The sequence below is a fragment of the Sulfitobacter sp. genome (genome assembly GCF_039977885.1).
Taxonomy (GTDB): domain Bacteria; phylum Pseudomonadota; class Alphaproteobacteria; order Rhodobacterales; family Rhodobacteraceae; genus Sulfitobacter.
The window spans coordinates 1-16,782 of the sequence record NZ_JBDWCI010000001.1; the positions used below are offsets into that span (position 1 = coordinate 1).

The window sequence follows — 16,782 nt, forward strand, 5'->3', positions numbered from 1 at the left end:
ACCGCCCGCATTCCGCACTTGGCGGCAAACCACCCGCTGTGATCTATTGGCAGCGAATGGCAGAACCCAAACCCGATCAGCAGGTGCAAAGAGTAGCTTAATCTACGCCAGATACTGTCCAACAATTGGGGAGTAGCTCAGATCGCTTCGTCTTTCATCATGTCGGTGATGTCCGGGCGGCCCTCGTAGACTTTGTTCACGGTCTGGCAGGGGATGTCGTGCCAGACAGTTGCAAAAGAGCCGATCTGTCTGATGGGAACAAGCTATTCGCCTGGTTTTAATCGCAGCTCAGGGGAATAGAATAGGTTCCGCATTGCACTTATCGCGCAACAGGCCAAGGTCTTCCTTATACATTTTGCCTACTAGATCGCGCAATGCGTTATCATACATCCCGCTATAGCTCGGTGCTTTGCCTTCCAGCATCAAAGTATGAAGATCGCGCAACGGGGCATCGACGTATTGCCCGTCCACTGTGGTCTTGTGTCCTAGATGATGTCGCATCAGGTGACGGGTATCTTCGAAATGGACACCAGTTTCTGCAGCAATCTGATCAGTGGACTGTGACAGCTTTGATAAGCCAATCCAATGGGTGTAGTTTTCATATACCAGAAAATCGATTTGGGGCCGCCAATGAATATCGGAGCGTAAAAGCCCTGGCTGCTCTGACAACCCTTTCACAAATTTCCGAAATGTAAGGTCCGGTAGGTCAATCACGTCGCCCATAGAGCGCCGAAAATCCCACGCGTTGCGATCATAATTGACGAATTTATCCAGAAATGCACTGGCCAATCGCTTAAAGGGGCAACGTAGGATTACTACGGTTACATCCGCACGCACGAGCTCTGACAGGTTAGCCGAGAAAGTCGAGTTATTCTCGTGAATCCAAACGAACTCCTCTGGTCCCCTTATAACGCCATTAGCCCGTGCGAGAGAGTATCTTAGGGTCGTGCAACCATTTTTGGGAATAAAGGTGAATACGGCACCAGTTCGGTATGCAACTAACGCATGCTTGGTCGAAAAATTGTGTTTTGGATTCTGACCCAGGCCTTTGCTGCTGGCACTCGCGTATCGTAGTAAATTCTTCATGTTTAGCCTCAAGACCGATATTCGTTGTTTTCAACGTATAGTTGATAGTGGCTATGATACACAAATCTATTAGACAGGAATAAAGCCAGCCCGCGCCGCAGAGGTCTCTCACCCCTGCAGCGGTTTCACCCCGATATCATCCTCTGCCTGCGCTTTGATCGCCAGTGCGGCGGCGTGGGCGCCTGCGGCGGTCGTATAGTAGGGGATTTTATCGTAGAGCGCGATGGAGCGGATGGATTTGCTGTCCTCGACGGCTTGGGCGCCTTCGGTTGTATTCATCACCAGATGGATCGCTTCGTCTTTCATCATGTCGGTGATGTCCGGGCGGCCCTCGTAGACTTTGTTCACGGTCTGGCAGGGGATGTCGTGTTCGGCCAGCCATGAGGCCGTGCCGCGGGTGGCGACGATGGTGAAGGATTGCTCGATCAGGATGCGCGCGGCGTCGATGACATCGGCGGTTTTATCGGCGTCTTTGATCGACAGGAACGCGTTGCCTGTGCGCGGCAGGATGGTGCCTGCGCCCATTTGCGCCTTGAGGAAGGCGCGCGGGAAATCGCGGTCCCAGCCCATGACTTCGCCGGTGGAGCGCATTTCAGGCCCTAGGATCGTATCCACGCCGGGGAAGCGGGCGAAGGGCAGCACGGCCTCTTTCACCGAGAACCAGGGCATGTTGGGATCGGCCAGTGTCATCGGATCGCCCAGCGGCAGGGTGTCGTTGTATTTCGCGTCTGCGTCATAGGCAGGGCGTTTGGGGAAGTTGCTGAGCGGTTCACCGGCCATGACGCGCGCGGCGATAGAGGCGATGGCGCTATCGGTGGCTTTGGCCACAAAGGGCACGGTGCGCGAGGCGCGCGGGTTGACTTCGATCAGGTAGATTTCGCCGTCTTTGATGGCGAACTGGATGTTCATCAGGCCGACCACATTGAGGGCCTTGGCCAGTGCTTTGGTTTGCACTTCGACCTGTTCGATGATGTCACGGCTAAGCGAGTAGGGCGGCAGCGAGCAGGCGCTATCGCCCGAGTGCACACCGGCCTCTTCAATATGTTGCATGATGCCCGAGACATGCACATCTGTGCCGTCGCTTAGGGCGTCGACGTCGAGCTCGACCGCGCCGGACAGATAGCTGTCGAGCAGCACGGGGCTGTCGCCCGAGACAACCACGGCCTCGGAGATGTAGCGCTCAAGCTGGCTCTGGTCGCGCACGATTTCCATGGCGCGGCCGCCCAGCACGTAGGAGGGGCGGATCACCAGCGGGAAGCCGATGTCGGCGGCGATGGTCAGCGCCTCGGCGTCAGAGTGGGCGATGCCGTTGTTGGGCTGTTTCAGGCCGAGGTTTTGCACCAGATCGGCGAAACGTTCGCGGTCTTCGGCAAGGTCGATCATGTCGGGCGTGGTGCCGAGGATCGGGATGCCTTCGTCGTTCAGGGCTTGGGCGATTTTCAGCGGTGTTTGGCCGCCGAACTGCACGATCACGCCGTGCAGCGTGCCGTTTTCTTGCTCAACCCGCAGGATTTCCATGACGTGCTCAAAGGTCAGCGGCTCGAAATACAGCCGGTCCGAGGTGTCATAGTCGGTCGAGACGGTTTCAGGGTTACAGTTGACCATGATTGTCTCATAGCCCGCGTCGGTTAGCGCGTAACAGGCGTGGCAGCAGCAGTAGTCGAATTCGATCCCTTGGCCGATGCGGTTCGGACCGCCGCCCAAGATGACGACCTTTTTGCGGTCAGACGGGCGTGCTTCGCATTCTGCCTCGCCCATCATGGGGGATTCGTAGGTGGAGTACATATAGGGGGTTTGCGCCTCGAACTCAGCGGCGCAGGTGTCGATGCGTTTGAACACGGCTTTGACGCCGAGGTTCAGGCGCGCGCGGCGCACGTTGTCTTCGTCGCGGCCCGTCAGCTTGCCAAGGCGGGCATCGGTGAAGCCCATCATTTTGATCGCGCGCAGGGCGTCTTCGGTCACGGGCAGGCCGTTTGTGCGGATGTCTTCCTCGGCGTCGATGATTTCGCGGATACGGTCAAGGAACCACGGGTCGAACATGGTGGTGGCGTGGATGTCATCGTTCGACATGCCGTGGCGCATGGCCTGCGCGATGGTGCGCATGCGGTCAGGGGTGGTTTGGCTGATGGCTTTGGTCAGGGCCGCAGGATCGGGGGCACCGGGGATTTCGATCTCGTCAAAGCCGGTGAGGCCCGATTCCATCGAGGCGAGCGCCTTTTGCAAGCTCTCGTGGATGGTGCGGCCGATAGCCATGGTTTCACCCACGGATTTCATCGCGGTGGTCAGGTAGGGTTCAGAGCCGGGGAATTTCTCGAAGGCGAATTTCGGGATTTTGGTGACGACATAGTCGATTGTCGGCTCAAAGGAGGCGGGCGTGACGCCGGTGATGTCATTGTCCAGCTCGTCCAGCGTGAAGCCTACGGCCAGTTTCGCGGCGATCTTGGCGATGGGGAAACCGGTGGCTTTGGAGGCCAGCGCAGAGGAGCGCGAAACGCGGGGGTTCATTTCAATGACGACCATGCGGCCGTCGGCAGGGTTGATGGCCCATTGCACGTTGGAGCCGCCCGTTTCGACGCCGATTTCACGCAGCACCGCGATGGAGTGGTTGCGCATGATCTGGTATTCTTTGTCCGTCAGCGTCAGCGCAGGGGCCACGGTGATGGAATCGCCTGTGTGCACGCCCATCGGGTCGATGTTTTCGATCGAGCAGACGATGATGGCGTTGTCGGCCGTGTCGCGCACGACTTCCATCTCGAATTCTTTCCAGCCCAGCAGAGATTCGTCGATCAGGATCTGGCCCATCGGCGAGGCATCCATACCCGAGCGGCAGTAGAATTCGTAATCTTCGCGGTTATAGGCAACGCCGCCGCCGGTGCCGCCCATGGTAAAGGCAGGGCGGATGATGGCTGGTAGGCCGATTTCCTCAAGCGATTCGAGCGCCAGCGCCACACCTGCGGCGAGGTCTTTTTTGCCGTTTGCGTCTTTGGGTGCGGTGCAGATGGTTGCCTTGGGGTTTTCGATGCCGAGGCGGTCCATGGCTTCGCGGAAGAGTTTGCGGTCTTCGGCCATCTCGATGGCTTCGCGTTTGGCGCCGATCATCTCAACGTTGTATTTGTCCAAGATGCCCATTTCCTCAAGCGCGAGCGAGGTGTTGAGGCCGGTTTGACCGCCCATGGTGGGCAGGAGCGCGTCGGGGCGCTCTTTTTCGATGATCTTGGCGACCATTTCGGGGGTGATTGGCTCGATGTAGGTGGCATCGGCGAGGCCGGGATCGGTCATGATCGTGGCGGGGTTGGAGTTCACGAGGATGACGCGGTAGCCTTCCTCTTTGAGCGCCTTACAGGCCTGTGCGCCTGAATAGTCGAATTCGCAGGCCTGTCCGATGACAATAGGTCCTGCACCAATGATCATGATCGACTTGATGTCGGTTCTCTTTGGCATGGCTTCGGCCCCCTATGATTTCGCAAACTTTTGCGGTTATAGGCCGATGGGCGTGGGGTGCAAGGTGGAATCGGGGTGAATCTTGACTGTCCGGTGCAGGCAAAATCCCGGGGGGATTTCAGGTGCAGGGTTTGAGGTCTGTTCTGTTGCTGCTGCTGCCCGTGCTAACTGTCGAGATACGCGCGTACCGTCGCCTCAAAGGCGCGGGGCCGTTGGGCGTGCAGCCAATGGCCTGCTTGCGGGATTTTCGCAAAGCGCGCGGCGGGGAATAGCTCTTTGATACGGGGGCGATAGGCGGGCAGGACATAGTCGCTGTCTGCGCCAGAGAGAAACAGGGAAGGGCCTTCAAAGGAGCCTGTCACCTCGGGGAAGCCGATGATTTTGTCCATCTCGGCGGCCAACACATCAAGATTGAGCAGCCAGCGTTTGTTTGCCACATCCAGAGATTGTGTGAAAAAGCTCTGCAGGGCGGGGTCCACTCCAAGCGCGTCGAGCTGCTCGACCGCGTCCGAGCGGCGGGTGACGGTGCCGAGGTCCACAGCCTTCATGGCGTCGATGTGTTGGCTTTGGTCGTGGTGGTAGGTCACGGGGGCGATGTCCGCGACGATCAGGCGCTGCACGAGGTCGGGGTGCTCAAGCGCCATAACCATTGCGGCTTTGCCCCCCATGGAGTGGCCGCACAGGTCAACCGGACCGCCGATGTGTTGGATGAGCTCGGCTAGATCGGCCGCCATATCCTCATAGCTGTGACTGCTTGCGCGCGGGCTTTGCCCGTGGTTGCGCAGGTCGGGTGTGATGACGCGGCGGGTATCGGAGAGGCGTTTGGCAATCACGCCCCAATTGCGGCCAGAGCCATAAAGCCCGTGCACGATGAGCAGGGGTGCGGTGGTGTCGGAGGCGGTGCCATATTCGGAATAACTCAGCATGGTTAAGGCCTAGCGCCATTGCGGCGGCAAGGCCAGCAGATTAGGAAGGGCTATGATCACCGATAAGGATATGGCGGAGAAATCGCGCAAGCTGCGCGGTTTGATGCAGGAAAAGCTGGATGTGCGCGGGCGTGATCTGCGCCAGTCCTTGCGCCGTGCAGGTCGCCGTTTGCCGCGCCGTGTTCGCAAGAGCGGTGCGGCGCTCAGGCGCGCGGAGTTGATGGCCCATAACCCCAAAACTGCGCGGCAGGTGGATGCGGTGCAGGTTGATCGGGATTACGCCGTGCTGCGCGATCACCTGTTGCAAATCAACGTAGGAGAACGCCGCAAGGCGCGGTTGCTTGGTCTTGCGGGGGCGGTTGTGGCCAATCTGATTTTGGTGGCGGTGCTGTTTGTTATCTGGCTGTGGTGGCGCGGCTTTGTCTAGGCAGGCGGGGCCGCTGGCGTTGCAGTGGTTTGTTAAATTGCCTAGGCTTTGACCATATCCAAGTTCCTTTGTTGAAAGGTCGGCCCGATGACATCCACCCCGAAAATCACCCTTGAGGAAGCCAAAGAGCGTGCGTCGCACGGCAGGCAGCAGGATGTGGGGGTGCTTGTCATCCGGACGATTGCCATGCCTGCGGATACCAACCCGGCGGGCGATATATTTGGCGGCTGGTTGATGTCACAGATGGATCTGGCAGCGGGCAATATGGCGGGGCGGGTGTCGCAGGGGCGAAGTGCCACGGTCGCGGTTGAGGGCATGCATTTTCTGCGGCCTGTGAAGGTTGGTGATGAGGTGACGCTTTATGCCGAGTTGACCCATGTGGGGCGCACCTCGATGCGGGTGCATGTCGATGTCTGGGCGCGGTCGCGCTATGCCAAAACGGGGGCCAAGGTGACGCAGGCCGAATTTGTGTTCGTCGCATTGGATGATGCAGGCGCACCGCGTCAGATTATTCCTGATTAAGCTTCCGCGATCTGCGGTAGTAATACAAAGGCCCCGAACAGCGTGCTGTCGGGGCCTTTGATCGTTCATATGGGTCGCGTGATCAGAGGTTGGGGTAGATCGGGAAGCGGGCGCAGAGCGCTTCGACTTCGGCTTTTACCTTGGCCTCGACCGCGGCGTTGCCGTCTTCGCCATTGGCGGCGATGCCGTCGACGATCTCGATGATCCAATCGGCGATCTGGCGGAATTCAGCCTCACCAAAGCCGCGTGTCGTGCCCGCAGGCGAGCCGAGGCGGATGCCGGAGGTCACGGTCGGCTTTTCGGGGTCAAAAGGCACACCGTTTTTGTTGCAGGTGATGTGGGCGCGGCCCAGGGCCTTGTCCACGATGTTGCCTGTCACGCCTTTGGGGCGCAGGTCGACCAGTACGACGTGGGTGTCGGTGCCGTGTGTCACTGTGTCCAAACCGCCTTTGATCAGCTGATCAGACAGGGCTTGGGCGTTGGTGATGACCTGTTTGATGTAGGTTTTGAATTCTGGCTGCAGCGCTTCGCCAAAGGCCACGGCCTTGCCGGCGATGACATGCATCAGCGGGCCACCTTGGATGCCGGGGAAGATGGCGGAGTTGAATTTCTTGGCCAGCGCCTCGTCATTGGTGAGGATCATGCCGCCGCGCGGGCCGCGCAGGGTTTTATGGGTGGTGGTGGTTGCCACATGCGCATGCGGGAAGGGGGAGGGGTGTTCACCCGCGGCCACCAGACCGGCAAAGTGGGCCATGTCCACGTGCAGATAGGCGCCAACGCTGTCGGCGATTTCGCGCATACGGGCAAAATCGATCTGGCGCGGAATGGCGGAGCCGCCTGCGATGATCATTTTTGGCTGGTGTTCGGTGGCCAGCGCCTGAACCTGATCATAGTCGAGCAGGTTGTCCTGCTTACGCACGCCGTATTGGATGGCGTTGAACCATTTGCCCGATTGGTTTGGCTTAGCACCGTGGGTCAGGTGGCCGCCTGCGTCCAGCGACATGCCGAGGATGGTGTCACCGGGCTGGAGCAGCGCCTGAAACACACCTTGGTTGGCTTGGGAGCCGGAGTTGGGTTGCACATTGGCAAAGCCGCAGCCGAAGAGTTCGCAGGCACGGTCGATGGCCAGCTGTTCTGCCACGTCAACGTGCTGGCAACCACCATAGTAGCGGCGGCCCGGATAGCCTTCGGCGTATTTATTGGTCATCACGCCGCCTTGCGCTTCCATCACGGCGGCCGAGACGATGTTCTCGGAGGCGATCAGCTCGATCTCGGTGCGCTGGCGGTGCAGCTCTTTGTTGGTGGCTTCGGCGATTGCCGGATCAGTTTCGGCCAATGAGCGGGTGAAGAATGTTTGGGTCGACATGATGTGGCTCCTTGAGCATTTGGTCCCGATGGGGCGTTTCGTATCGGAAACTGCGCCCGAGGTGAAGATCGGAAACGACTGCCCTTCTCATAGGGGCGACATGGGTCAAATGCAGCAGTGAATTTGGCAATCGCGACGATTTGCGCGGGGGTGCTGGCAGTCGGTTGCGTATTGTGGTTGTCTGAGTGGACAGTGGCGCAGATCGGAAACACCATGCCTGAGAATATCGCCTTTTTGGCCAGCCGTGCCCATGTGGCACAGACCGCGCGTGCCGCGTTGATTGGGCGCTATGGCAATGTGCCGGTTGAGGACGCCGAAGTCATTGTTGCGCTGGGCGGGGACGGGTTCATGCTGCAAACGCTGCATGAGACACAGGATTTGGCGGCTCCGGTATACGGGATGAACCGGGGCACCATCGGCTTTTTGATGAACTCCTACACCGAGAGCGGCCTGCCCGAACGGTTGAAGGCGGCTGAACAGGCGGTGATCAATCCGCTGTCCATGCGTGCGACCCATGTGGACGGGCGCGTGTCTGAGGATCTTGCGCTCAATGAGGTGGCGTTGTTGCGGCAGGGGCCGCAGGCGGCGAAATTACGAATTACGGTGGACGGCCGGTTGCGGATGGAAGAGCTGGTTTGTGACGGGGCTCTGCTGGCCACGCCTGCCGGTTCGACCGCCTATAATTATTCTGCCCACGGGCCGATTCTGCCGATCGAGGCCGAGGTGCTGGCGCTCACGGCGGTTGCGGCGTTCCGGCCACGGCGCTGGCGCGGCGCATTGTTGCCCAAGAATGCAAGCGTGCGGTTTGACGTGATGGAGCCGGAGAAGCGGCCCGTGATGGCGGATGCAGATGGCAACAGCCACCGCGATGTGGTCAGCGTCGAAATCCGGTCGGAACCGAGCATTTCGCATAAGATTCTGTTTGATCCCGGTCACGGGCTGGAAGAGCGGCTGATCTCAGAACAGTTCACCTGAAGACCGCAGGCTGCGGGAATTTCTTGCGCGGTGCCGGAACTTTCCGGTCGGGGGCGTGTTGGTTCAGTGAAGATGCTGGAGGCGGGCGCGTACCGCTTCACTCACAGCACAATCCGCGTGAACCGAAAAGGAGACCCGCCATGAATTGGGACACCGTTGAAGGAAACTGGAAGCAATACAAAGGTAAGGCGCAACAGAAATGGGGCGAGCTGACCGACGATGATCTGGACGTTGCCGAAGGCAACCGCGATGAGCTTGAGGGCCGTATTCAAGCAAAATACGGCAAGACCAAAGAGCAAGCGAAAAAAGAGGTGGACGAGTTTATGGCCAGCCTCTGAAGGCTGCCCATAAGGTAACGAGTGTCGGCGATCCCCTTGACGGGGATCGCTTTTTTTTATGCGGTTAGCCGTAATTGTCGACAGGGGTGCCGGCGATGGCTGCCATGTTCAACAGGCCCCGTGCGGTGATCGAGGGCGATACCACATGCGCACGGTTGCCCATGCCCATCAGAATGGGGCCAACCTCAAGACCGCCGCCTTTCATCTTGAGAATGTTGCGCACGCCGGATGCCGCATCCGCATGGGCAAAGACCAGCACATTCGCGGCCCCTTCCATCCGGTTTTCGGGGAACAGGCGCGCGCGCAATTCAGGGTCAAGTGCTGTGTCGATGTTCATTTCGCCTTCATAGGTGAAATCATGGTTGCCCTCATCCAGAATACGGATTGCGCGGCGCAGTCTGGAGCCTGAGCCTTCGCCCTGATTGCCGAATTGCGATTGCGAACACATGGCGACCTTGGGTGTGATGCCAAAGCGGCGCACGTGGCGCGCGGCCCCGATGGCGATTTCGGCCAGTTGTTCGGGGGTGGGGTGTTGGTGGACTTGGGTATCGGCGATGAACAGCGGCCCGTCCTCAAGGATCATCATCGACAGTGCCCCATGCGCGCGTTTGCCATCGCGGCCCAACACCTGTTCAATATAGTTGAGATGCCAGCGGGTTTCGCCAAAGGTGCCGCAGATCAGGCTGTCGGCCTCACCGCGGTGGACCATGACGGCCCCGATCGCGGTGGTGTTGGTGCGCATGATCGCGCGGGCAATATCAGGCGAGACACCGCGACGGGCCAGCAGCTCGTGATAGGTGCCCCAATAATCGCGGTAGCGTGGATCGTTTTCGGGGTTCACAACATCAACGTCTTCACCCAGCTTCAGCGTCAGTCCCGCTTTTTCCATGCGTTTGGCGATGACCTCGGGGCGGCCAATGAGAATGGGGCGTTCGGTGGTTTCCTCCAGCATGGCTTGGGCGCAGCGCAGCACGCGCTCGTCCTCGCCCTCGGCAAAGACAATGCGGCGCGACATGGCGCGCGCGGCATGGAACACAGGGCGCATGAGCAGCGCGGATTTGAAAACCGAGCTGTCGAGATTGGCCTTATAGGCGTCCAGGTCTTCGATGGGGCGTGTGGCCACACCTGTCTCCATCGCGGCCTTGGCCACGGCGGATGAGACAATGCCCACAAGGCGCGGATCAAAGGGTTTGGGGATCAGGTAGTCGGCCCCGAATGTCAGCTGCTCGCCCTGATAGGCGGCGGCGGCTTCGGCGCTGGTGGTTTCGCGGGCAAGTGCTGCAATGCCTTCGATGCAGGCGATCTTCATCTCGTCGTTGATGGTGGTCGCGCCTACATCCAGCGCGCCGCGGAAGATGAAGGGAAAGCACAGCACGTTGTTGACCTGGTTCGGGAAGTCCGAGCGGCCGGTGGCGATGATCGCATCGGGGGTTACTTCGCGCGCGAGGTCCGGCATGATTTCCGGCGTTGGGTTGGCCAGTGCAAAGATGATCGGGCGGTCGGCCATTTTAGCGACCATTTCAGGGCTAAGCACGCCGGGGCCGGAGAGGCCAAGAAACAGATCGGCACCCTCGATCACATCATCCAATGTGCGCAGGTCGGATTTTTGCGCATATTCGGATTTGATCGGGTTCATGTCTTTCTCGCGGCCCTCATAGACGAGGCCTTCGATGTCGCAGAGCCAGACGTTTTCGCGTTTTACACCCAGCTTCAGCAGCATGTTCAGGCAGGCAATGCCCGCCGCCCCGCCACCGGTGCTGACGATTTTGATGTCTTCGAATTTCTTGCCTGCCACATGCAGTGCGTTGGTGGCAGCGGCACCCACAACGATGGCGGTGCCGTGTTGGTCGTCGTGGAAGACGGGGATGTTCATGCGCTCGTTGCAGATGCGCTCAACCGTAAAGCAATCGGGGGCTTTGATGTCTTCGAGGTTGATCGCGCCAAAGGAGGGCTCCATCGCGCAGACGATTTCGGCCAGTTTTTCAGGGTCGGATTGGTCCAGCTCGATGTCAAAACAGTCGATATTGGCGAATTTCTTGAACAGGACGGCCTTGCCTTCCATCACCGGTTTGGAGGCCAGCGCGCCGATATTGCCAAGGCCCAGAACGGCGGTGCCATTGGTGACCACAGCAACCAGATTGGCGCGCGATGTATAAAGCGCGGCGGTGGCGGGGTCTTCCTTGATCTCAAGGCAGGCTTCGGCGACGCCGGGACTATAGGCGCGGGCCAGATCGCGGCCGTTTGCCAGCGGTTTGGTGGCACGGATCTCAAGCTTTCCGGGCTTGGGGAATGCGTGGTAATCAAGGGCAGCTTGGCGGTTTGTGGTGTTTTCTGACATCTGGAGGGTCCCTGATTTGCGATTTAGTTTATCGTTAAACTAGTTTTTGCGCCATTAACACAGGCTTGTGCGCGGCGGGAGCAATCACGCCTGTTGAAGGGTTTTCCTGTCGCGACGTGAGGGGGAATTTGCTGCGGTTTATTCATGGATATTCCGATAGTTGACTGCTAGCTTTGCGGGAATCTCGACGTGAGGAGCAGGCGATGAAGACAGATTTACGGGCAGCAGCATTGGCGGTGCGTGAGAATGCACATGCGCCCTATTCCGGCTTTAAGGTGGGCGCTGCGCTGCGCGCGGCATCAGGGGTGGTTTATACCGGATGTAATGTCGAAAATATCGCCTATCCCGAGGGCACCTGTGCCGAAGCAGGGGCGATTGCGGCCATGGTTGCCGCAGGCGAGACGGTGATCGCGCAGGCCTATGTGGTGGCGGGATCGCCTTTGCCGGTGACACCCTGCGGCGGCTGCCGCCAGAAGCTGGCGGAATTCGGTGCAGGCGATGTACAGGTCACGATGGCCACCGTTGAAGGGGCCGAACAGACCATGAGCGTTGCCGATCTGTTGCCGGGTGCGTTTGACCCTTCATTTTTGGGGCGCTGATATGGATGCGCGCGATATTCTGTCCAAGCTGCGCCATGATGTGGCGCTCACTGCGGATGAGGTGACATGGGTCGCGGGGGCTTTGGCTGATCAAAGCCTGAGCGATGCGCAGGCCGGTGCCTTTGCCATGGGGGTGTGCCGCAACGGGCTGAGCGCGCAGGCGCGGGTTGCGCTGACGCGGGGCATGTGTGCCTCTGGCGATGTATTAAGCTGGGACTTGGATAAACCGGTTCTGGACAAACATTCGACCGGCGGTGTCGGTGATTGTGTGAGCCTTGTTCTTGCGCCTGCTTTGGCGGCATGCGGGGCCTATGTGCCGATGATTTCGGGCCGTGGTCTTGGACATACGGGCGGCACGCTGGACAAGCTTGAAGCGATCCCCGGTGTCGGCGTTATGCTGGATGAAGCGCGGTTGCGCGCCGTTGTCGGGCAGGTGGGCTGTGCGATTGTGGGGGCCACGGGGGCCATCGCACCGGCGGACAAGCGGCTTTATGCGGTGCGGGATGTGACCGCAACGGTCGACAGTCTGGACCTGATCACCGCCTCGATCCTGAGCAAAAAGCTGGCTGCGGGGCTGGACGGTTTGGTGCTGGATGTGAAGGTCGGTTCGGGGGCGTTTATGAAAGATGTAAGCGCCGCGCGGGATTTGGCGCAAGCGCTGGTCGAGACAGCAAATGCGGCCGGATGCCCGACGCGGGCCGTCATCAGCGACATGAGCCAGCCGTTGGTGCCCAGCCTTGGCAATGCGTTGGAAGTGGCTGAGGTCATGCGTGTGCTACGCGGCGATGTTCAGGGTCCTTTGGTCGAGCTGTCGGCCACATTGGGCGGCGTCTTGTTGGCGGGGGCGGGGCTTGCTGCGGACGCGGAGGCGGGTGCCGAGCGGATCAAGAGGGCGATTGCCGATGGCCGCGCGGCCGAGCGGTTTGGCGCGATGATCGCGGCGCTGGGCGGGCCGGTGCGTTTTGTCGAGGATTGGCAGCGGTTTTTGCCAGAGGCGACTGTGGTGCGCGAAGTGACGGCGCAGGAGAGTGGCGTGGTGACCGCGATCAACGGTGAGGCGCTGGGCCTTGCGGTGGTTGGCCTCGGCGGCGGCCGTATGGTGGAGAGTGACAAGATCGACATGGGCGTTGGTCTGTCGGATGTGGTGCGTCTGGGCACCCGCATAAGCAAAGGTCAACCGCTGGCTGTGGTCCATGCGGCGCGGCCAGCGCAAGCGGATCGTGCGGCGGCGGCGGTGCGTGCAGCGATCACGCTGGGTGAGAGCGCGGTGGCAGCACCGTCCCTGATTGTCGAGTATCTGGGCTGATGGCGCGCGCGTTCCTTGTAGTTATGGATTCGGTCGGTATTGGCGGCGCGCCGGATGCGGATACGTTTTTCAACGGCGATATAGCGGACACGGGGGCCAATACGATTGGCCATATCGCACAGGCCTGCGCGGCGGGGCAGGCCGAGGAAGGCCGAACGGGGCCGATACAGCTGCCGGTGATGGCGGGGCTGGGATTAGGCGCGGCCCTTAAGGCGGCCAGCGGTCTGGAGGTCGCGGCCTTTGATGTCCCCGTGCAGGGCACATGGGCGGCAGCGACGGAGGTTTCGCGCGGTAAGGATACGCCTTCGGGGCATTGGGAACTGGCAGGGTTACCCGTGCCGTGGGAATGGTCCTATTTCGAGCGGACCGAAGGTTCGTTTGACGCCGAATTGATCGCCGAAGTGTGCCGGCTTGCGGGCGTGGAGGGCATTTTAGGCGATTGCCACGCGCCCGGCACCGCGATCATCGAGCGGTTTGGCGCAGAGCATATGCGCACGGGCCAGCCCATTTGTTATACATCTGCCGATAGTGTGTTCCAGATCGCAGCCCATGAAGAGACATTCGGGCGCGAACGTCTGATCCGGTTGTGCGCGGATCTTGCGCCTTTCCTTCATGCGCGCCGCGTGGGACGTGTCATTGCGCGTCCGTTTGTCGGCGATGTCGAGGCAGGGTTCAGCCGCACGGCAAACCGGCGCGATTTTGCAATCACGCCGCCGGAGCCGGTGTTGAGCAATTGGGTGCAGGATGCAGGCCACGCGGTTTTTGCGGTCGGAAAGATTGGCGATATCTTTTCTATGCAAGGCTTTGACGAGGTGCGCAAAGGCACTGATGCGGAATTGATGGTCCATCTGGGCGATTTGGTGGGGGATGCGCCGCAGGGCAGTTTGACCTTTGCCAATTTTGTCGAGTTTGACAGCCTGTATGGCCACCGCCGCGATGTATCGGGCTATGCCCGCGCGCTGGAATGGTTCGACCGCGAGATTGGCCGTTTGATCGCGCAGATGCAGCCTGAGGATATCATGGTGCTGACGGCGGATCACGGAAATGACCCTTCATGGATCGGCACGGACCACACCCGCGAGAGAGTGCCTGTTTTAGTTGCAGGTCAGGGGGCTGGAACATTGGGGCAGATCGCTTTCAAGGATGTGGCGGCTTTTGTCGCCCGACATCTCGGGGTAGAGGTGCCACAGATACATAAAGGAGCTTCCAGATGAGCAAACCCCATTTGACCGTCGTGGACCACCCGTTGGTGCAGCACAAGCTGACCATCATGCGCGACCGCGACACGCCGACAGCGGTGTTTCGCCAGTTGCTACGCGAGATCAGCCAGCTGCTGGCCTATGAGGTCACGCGGAGCCTGCCGTTGACAACCAAGCGGATCGATACGCCGGTGCAGCCGATGGATGCACCAACGCTGGACGGCAAAAAGCTGGCCTTGATTTCGATCCTGCGGGCCGGAAACGGGTTGCTGGACGGTGTGCTTGAGCTGATCCCGTCCGCGCGGGTGGGGTTTGTAGGCCTTTACCGTGACGAGGAAACGCTGAAGCCGGTGCAGTATTACTTTAAAGTTCCCGAAGCGATGGAGGACCGTTTGGTTATTGCGGTCGATCCGATGCTGGCCACGGGGAATTCTTCGGTGGCGGCGATTGATCTATTGAAGGAATCGGGGGCCACCAACATCCAGTTTTTGTGCCTGCTTGCCTCGCCTGAAGGGATCGCGCGGATGAAAGAGGCGCATCCGGACGTTCCGATTGTTACCGCCGCTGTGGACGAAAAGCTTAACGAACAGGGCTATATCGTGCCAGGTTTGGGGGACGCAGGGGACCGGATGTTCGGCACCAAGTAGTGATTCGGTCGCGCGATTCGCGAATCAATTCGCTATGATTCGCGAATCGCGCGGCAACTGATCTGATAACTGCCGGAAATTGGCGCCTAATTGCTCAAAATATGGCGAAAACAGCGCGATTGTTCACACGACTGCTTTACGTGCGTTGGTAGCTTTGACATGCTGGACACAATATACTGTGGGGGCGTCAATGAAACTTAACAAGATAGCGACGATTGTATTCATCTTGGGGACGGTCAGTGCCGGTGCATTATCCGCACAGACGCGCCCCGGAAGCCAGCCTGCGGAGTTCCCGCCGGCCTCTTACCAGGGCAAGCAATATGTTGACAGCGCGGGCTGTGTTTTCATCCGCGCCGGCATTGATGGCAATGTCTCATGGGTGCCGCGTGTATCGCGGTCGCGCACAGGGGTCTGCGGTTTTCGCCCGACCTTTGCTAATCAGGTGACCGAGCCGGAGCCGGTTGCTCCTGTCAAGACTGCCGAAGTGATTGAGATCGCGCCCGAGGCTGTTGCCGCTCCGGTGGCGGTGGCGACACCAAAACCCAAGCCAGCGCCCGCCCGTGTTGTGAAAAAGGCCGCGCCAAAACCCGCACCCAAAGTTGTGCGCCAGCAGCCTGCGCCGCCCAAGATTGTTGAAAAAGAAGTGCAGCCTGCCCAGCCCGTAGTCCGTAGGGCAAAGGCACCTGCACCGGCCGAGGCTGCTGCTTGTCGCGGGGCTTCGCCGCTCAGCAGCCAGTATCTGCGCTCGGATAAATTCCCTGTGCGGTGTGGCCCACAAGATGAGGCTATTGTTGGTGCGCGCATTTCAACCGCACCCGCGCCTCGCGCTGCGGCTCCTGTTAAAACCGCAGCTGCCAAAGCGGCACCCCAGCAACAGCCGATCCGCGTGTCGCCCAACCGCCGGATTGTGCCGCGCCATGTGGCAGTCAACCGTGTGAATACGACGAATGTTCAGGTGCCTGCCGGTTATACAACTGTCTGGACGGATGGCCGTTTGAACCCAAAACGGGCGGAGCAAACATTGGCGGGCCACCGCGCGATGAGCTTGATCTGGACCTCGACTGTGCCGCGCCGTTTGATCAATCAAGCGGACGGACATGATGTGACGGCCTCTGTTCCGTTGGTGTATCCTTATACGGATTACGCACGGCAACAGCGCGAGCTGGGTCAGGTGACCATCGTGAAACGCAATGGTCAGACGCTCAAGCGGATCGTGCGCGGCGCAAGCAATGTGGTCCACCCCGAGCCCGGTCAGGCGCGGGTCGATACGGTTGCGCGCCAGCCAGTCTTCTCAAGCCGGTCTGCCGCACCCAAGGCAACGCCCAAGGTTGCACCCAAACGCGCAGCCCAGCCAAAAGGCGAAGTAGCGGCGCGCGGATTTGTGCAAGTTGGCAAATTCAACGACAAAGCCTCGGCCCAGCGGCTGGCCAAGAAAGTGCAGCGCATGGGGCTTCCGGTGCGTGTGGGTGTCCACACCCGCGATGGACAAACCAGCCGTCTTGTCATTGCAGGCCCCTTTGGTGGCGAGCGTGAAGTGAGCAGCGCGATCAAGAAGTTGCGCAGTGCTGGATATAAGGCGTTTGCACGCTAATACTGACGCTGATTTTGAATT

14 protein-coding genes are annotated in these 16,782 nt (G+C 59.9%); 9 read left to right on the plus strand and 5 right to left on the minus strand.

Annotated elements, in window-relative coordinates:
• Positions 1–288: 288 nt before the first annotated feature.
• The 3 genes from ABJM03_RS00005 to ABJM03_RS00015 form a co-directional block, all read right to left on the minus strand.
• A complete protein-coding gene (locus ABJM03_RS00005) occupies positions 289–1,086 on the minus strand; it encodes a sulfotransferase family 2 domain-containing protein (protein ID WP_348414751.1) in 798 nt (265 codons plus the stop codon).
• Positions 1,087–1,194: 108 nt separating this feature from the next.
• Positions 1,195–4,527 carry a carbamoyl-phosphate synthase large subunit gene (gene carB / locus ABJM03_RS00010; protein WP_348414752.1) on the minus strand — a complete coding sequence of 1,111 codons (3,333 nt, stop codon included), beginning with the start codon at positions 4,525–4,527 and terminating at the stop codon, positions 1,195–1,197.
• A gap of 164 nt (positions 4,528–4,691) precedes the next feature.
• Complete coding sequence (locus ABJM03_RS00015; RefSeq protein ID WP_348414753.1) at positions 4,692–5,453, minus strand: alpha/beta fold hydrolase; 762 nt, start codon at positions 5,451–5,453, stop codon at positions 4,692–4,694.
• 52 nt (positions 5,454–5,505) lie between these two features.
• Between ABJM03_RS00015 and ABJM03_RS00020 the strand changes: the two genes are divergently transcribed.
• Together ABJM03_RS00020 and ABJM03_RS00025 are read left to right on the plus strand one after the other, a co-directional pair.
• Entirely contained in the window at positions 5,506–5,880 is a 375-nt protein-coding gene (locus tag ABJM03_RS00020; protein ID WP_348414754.1) for a hypothetical protein, read from the plus strand.
• Between the two features lie 87 nt (positions 5,881–5,967).
• A complete protein-coding gene (locus ABJM03_RS00025; protein WP_348414755.1) occupies positions 5,968–6,402 on the plus strand; it encodes an acyl-CoA thioesterase in 435 nt (144 codons plus the stop codon).
• An 82-nt stretch (positions 6,403–6,484) separates the two neighbouring features.
• Here the strand turns inward: ABJM03_RS00025 and glyA are convergent, their stop codons facing one another.
• On the minus strand, positions 6,485–7,768 hold the full coding sequence (glyA, locus tag ABJM03_RS00030) for a serine hydroxymethyltransferase (RefSeq protein ID WP_348414756.1): 1,284 nt from the start codon (positions 7,766–7,768) through the stop codon (positions 6,485–6,487).
• 213 nt (positions 7,769–7,981) lie between these two features.
• On the opposite strand from glyA, the gene ABJM03_RS00035 reads away from it, so the two are divergent.
• Together ABJM03_RS00035 and ABJM03_RS00040 are read left to right on the plus strand one after the other, a co-directional pair.
• The gene (locus ABJM03_RS00035; RefSeq protein WP_348414757.1) at positions 7,982–8,743 is read left to right on the plus strand and encodes an NAD kinase; all 762 of its coding nucleotides are present in this window, start codon (positions 7,982–7,984) and stop codon (positions 8,741–8,743) included.
• A gap of 140 nt (positions 8,744–8,883) precedes the next feature.
• Positions 8,884–9,081, plus strand: coding sequence for a CsbD family protein (locus ABJM03_RS00040; RefSeq protein ID WP_348414758.1), 198 nt, complete (start codon positions 8,884–8,886; stop codon positions 9,079–9,081).
• Between the two features lie 64 nt (positions 9,082–9,145).
• Here ABJM03_RS00040 and ABJM03_RS00045 read toward each other — a convergent pair whose 3' ends face one another.
• A complete protein-coding gene (locus ABJM03_RS00045; protein WP_348414760.1) occupies positions 9,146–11,419 on the minus strand; it encodes an NADP-dependent malic enzyme in 2,274 nt (757 codons plus the stop codon).
• A gap of 203 nt (positions 11,420–11,622) precedes the next feature.
• On the opposite strand from ABJM03_RS00045, the gene ABJM03_RS00050 reads away from it, so the two are divergent.
• The 5 genes from ABJM03_RS00050 (at position 11,623) to ABJM03_RS00070 (ending at position 16,761) form a co-directional block, all read left to right on the plus strand.
• Positions 11,623–12,018, plus strand: coding sequence for a cytidine deaminase (locus tag ABJM03_RS00050; protein ID WP_348414762.1), 396 nt, complete (start codon positions 11,623–11,625; stop codon positions 12,016–12,018).
• Position 12,019: 1 nt separating this feature from the next.
• A complete protein-coding gene (locus tag ABJM03_RS00055) occupies positions 12,020–13,324 on the plus strand; it encodes a thymidine phosphorylase (RefSeq protein WP_348414764.1) in 1,305 nt (434 codons plus the stop codon).
• The gene (locus tag ABJM03_RS00060) at positions 13,324–14,538 is read left to right on the plus strand and encodes a phosphopentomutase (RefSeq protein ID WP_348414765.1); all 1,215 of its coding nucleotides are present in this window, start codon (positions 13,324–13,326) and stop codon (positions 14,536–14,538) included. The genes ABJM03_RS00055 and ABJM03_RS00060 overlap by 1 nt, the downstream gene beginning before the upstream one ends.
• Positions 14,535–15,170 (plus strand): uracil phosphoribosyltransferase, encoded by a 636-nt coding sequence (gene upp / locus ABJM03_RS00065; RefSeq protein WP_348414766.1) that lies wholly within the window; start codon positions 14,535–14,537, stop codon positions 15,168–15,170. Before ABJM03_RS00060 ends, upp begins: the two co-directional genes overlap by 4 nt.
• 190 nt (positions 15,171–15,360) lie before the next feature.
• Positions 15,361–16,761, plus strand: a complete 1,401-nt coding sequence (locus tag ABJM03_RS00070) for an SPOR domain-containing protein (protein WP_348414768.1) — start codon at positions 15,361–15,363, stop codon at positions 16,759–16,761.
• Positions 16,762–16,782: the final 21 nt, after the last annotated feature.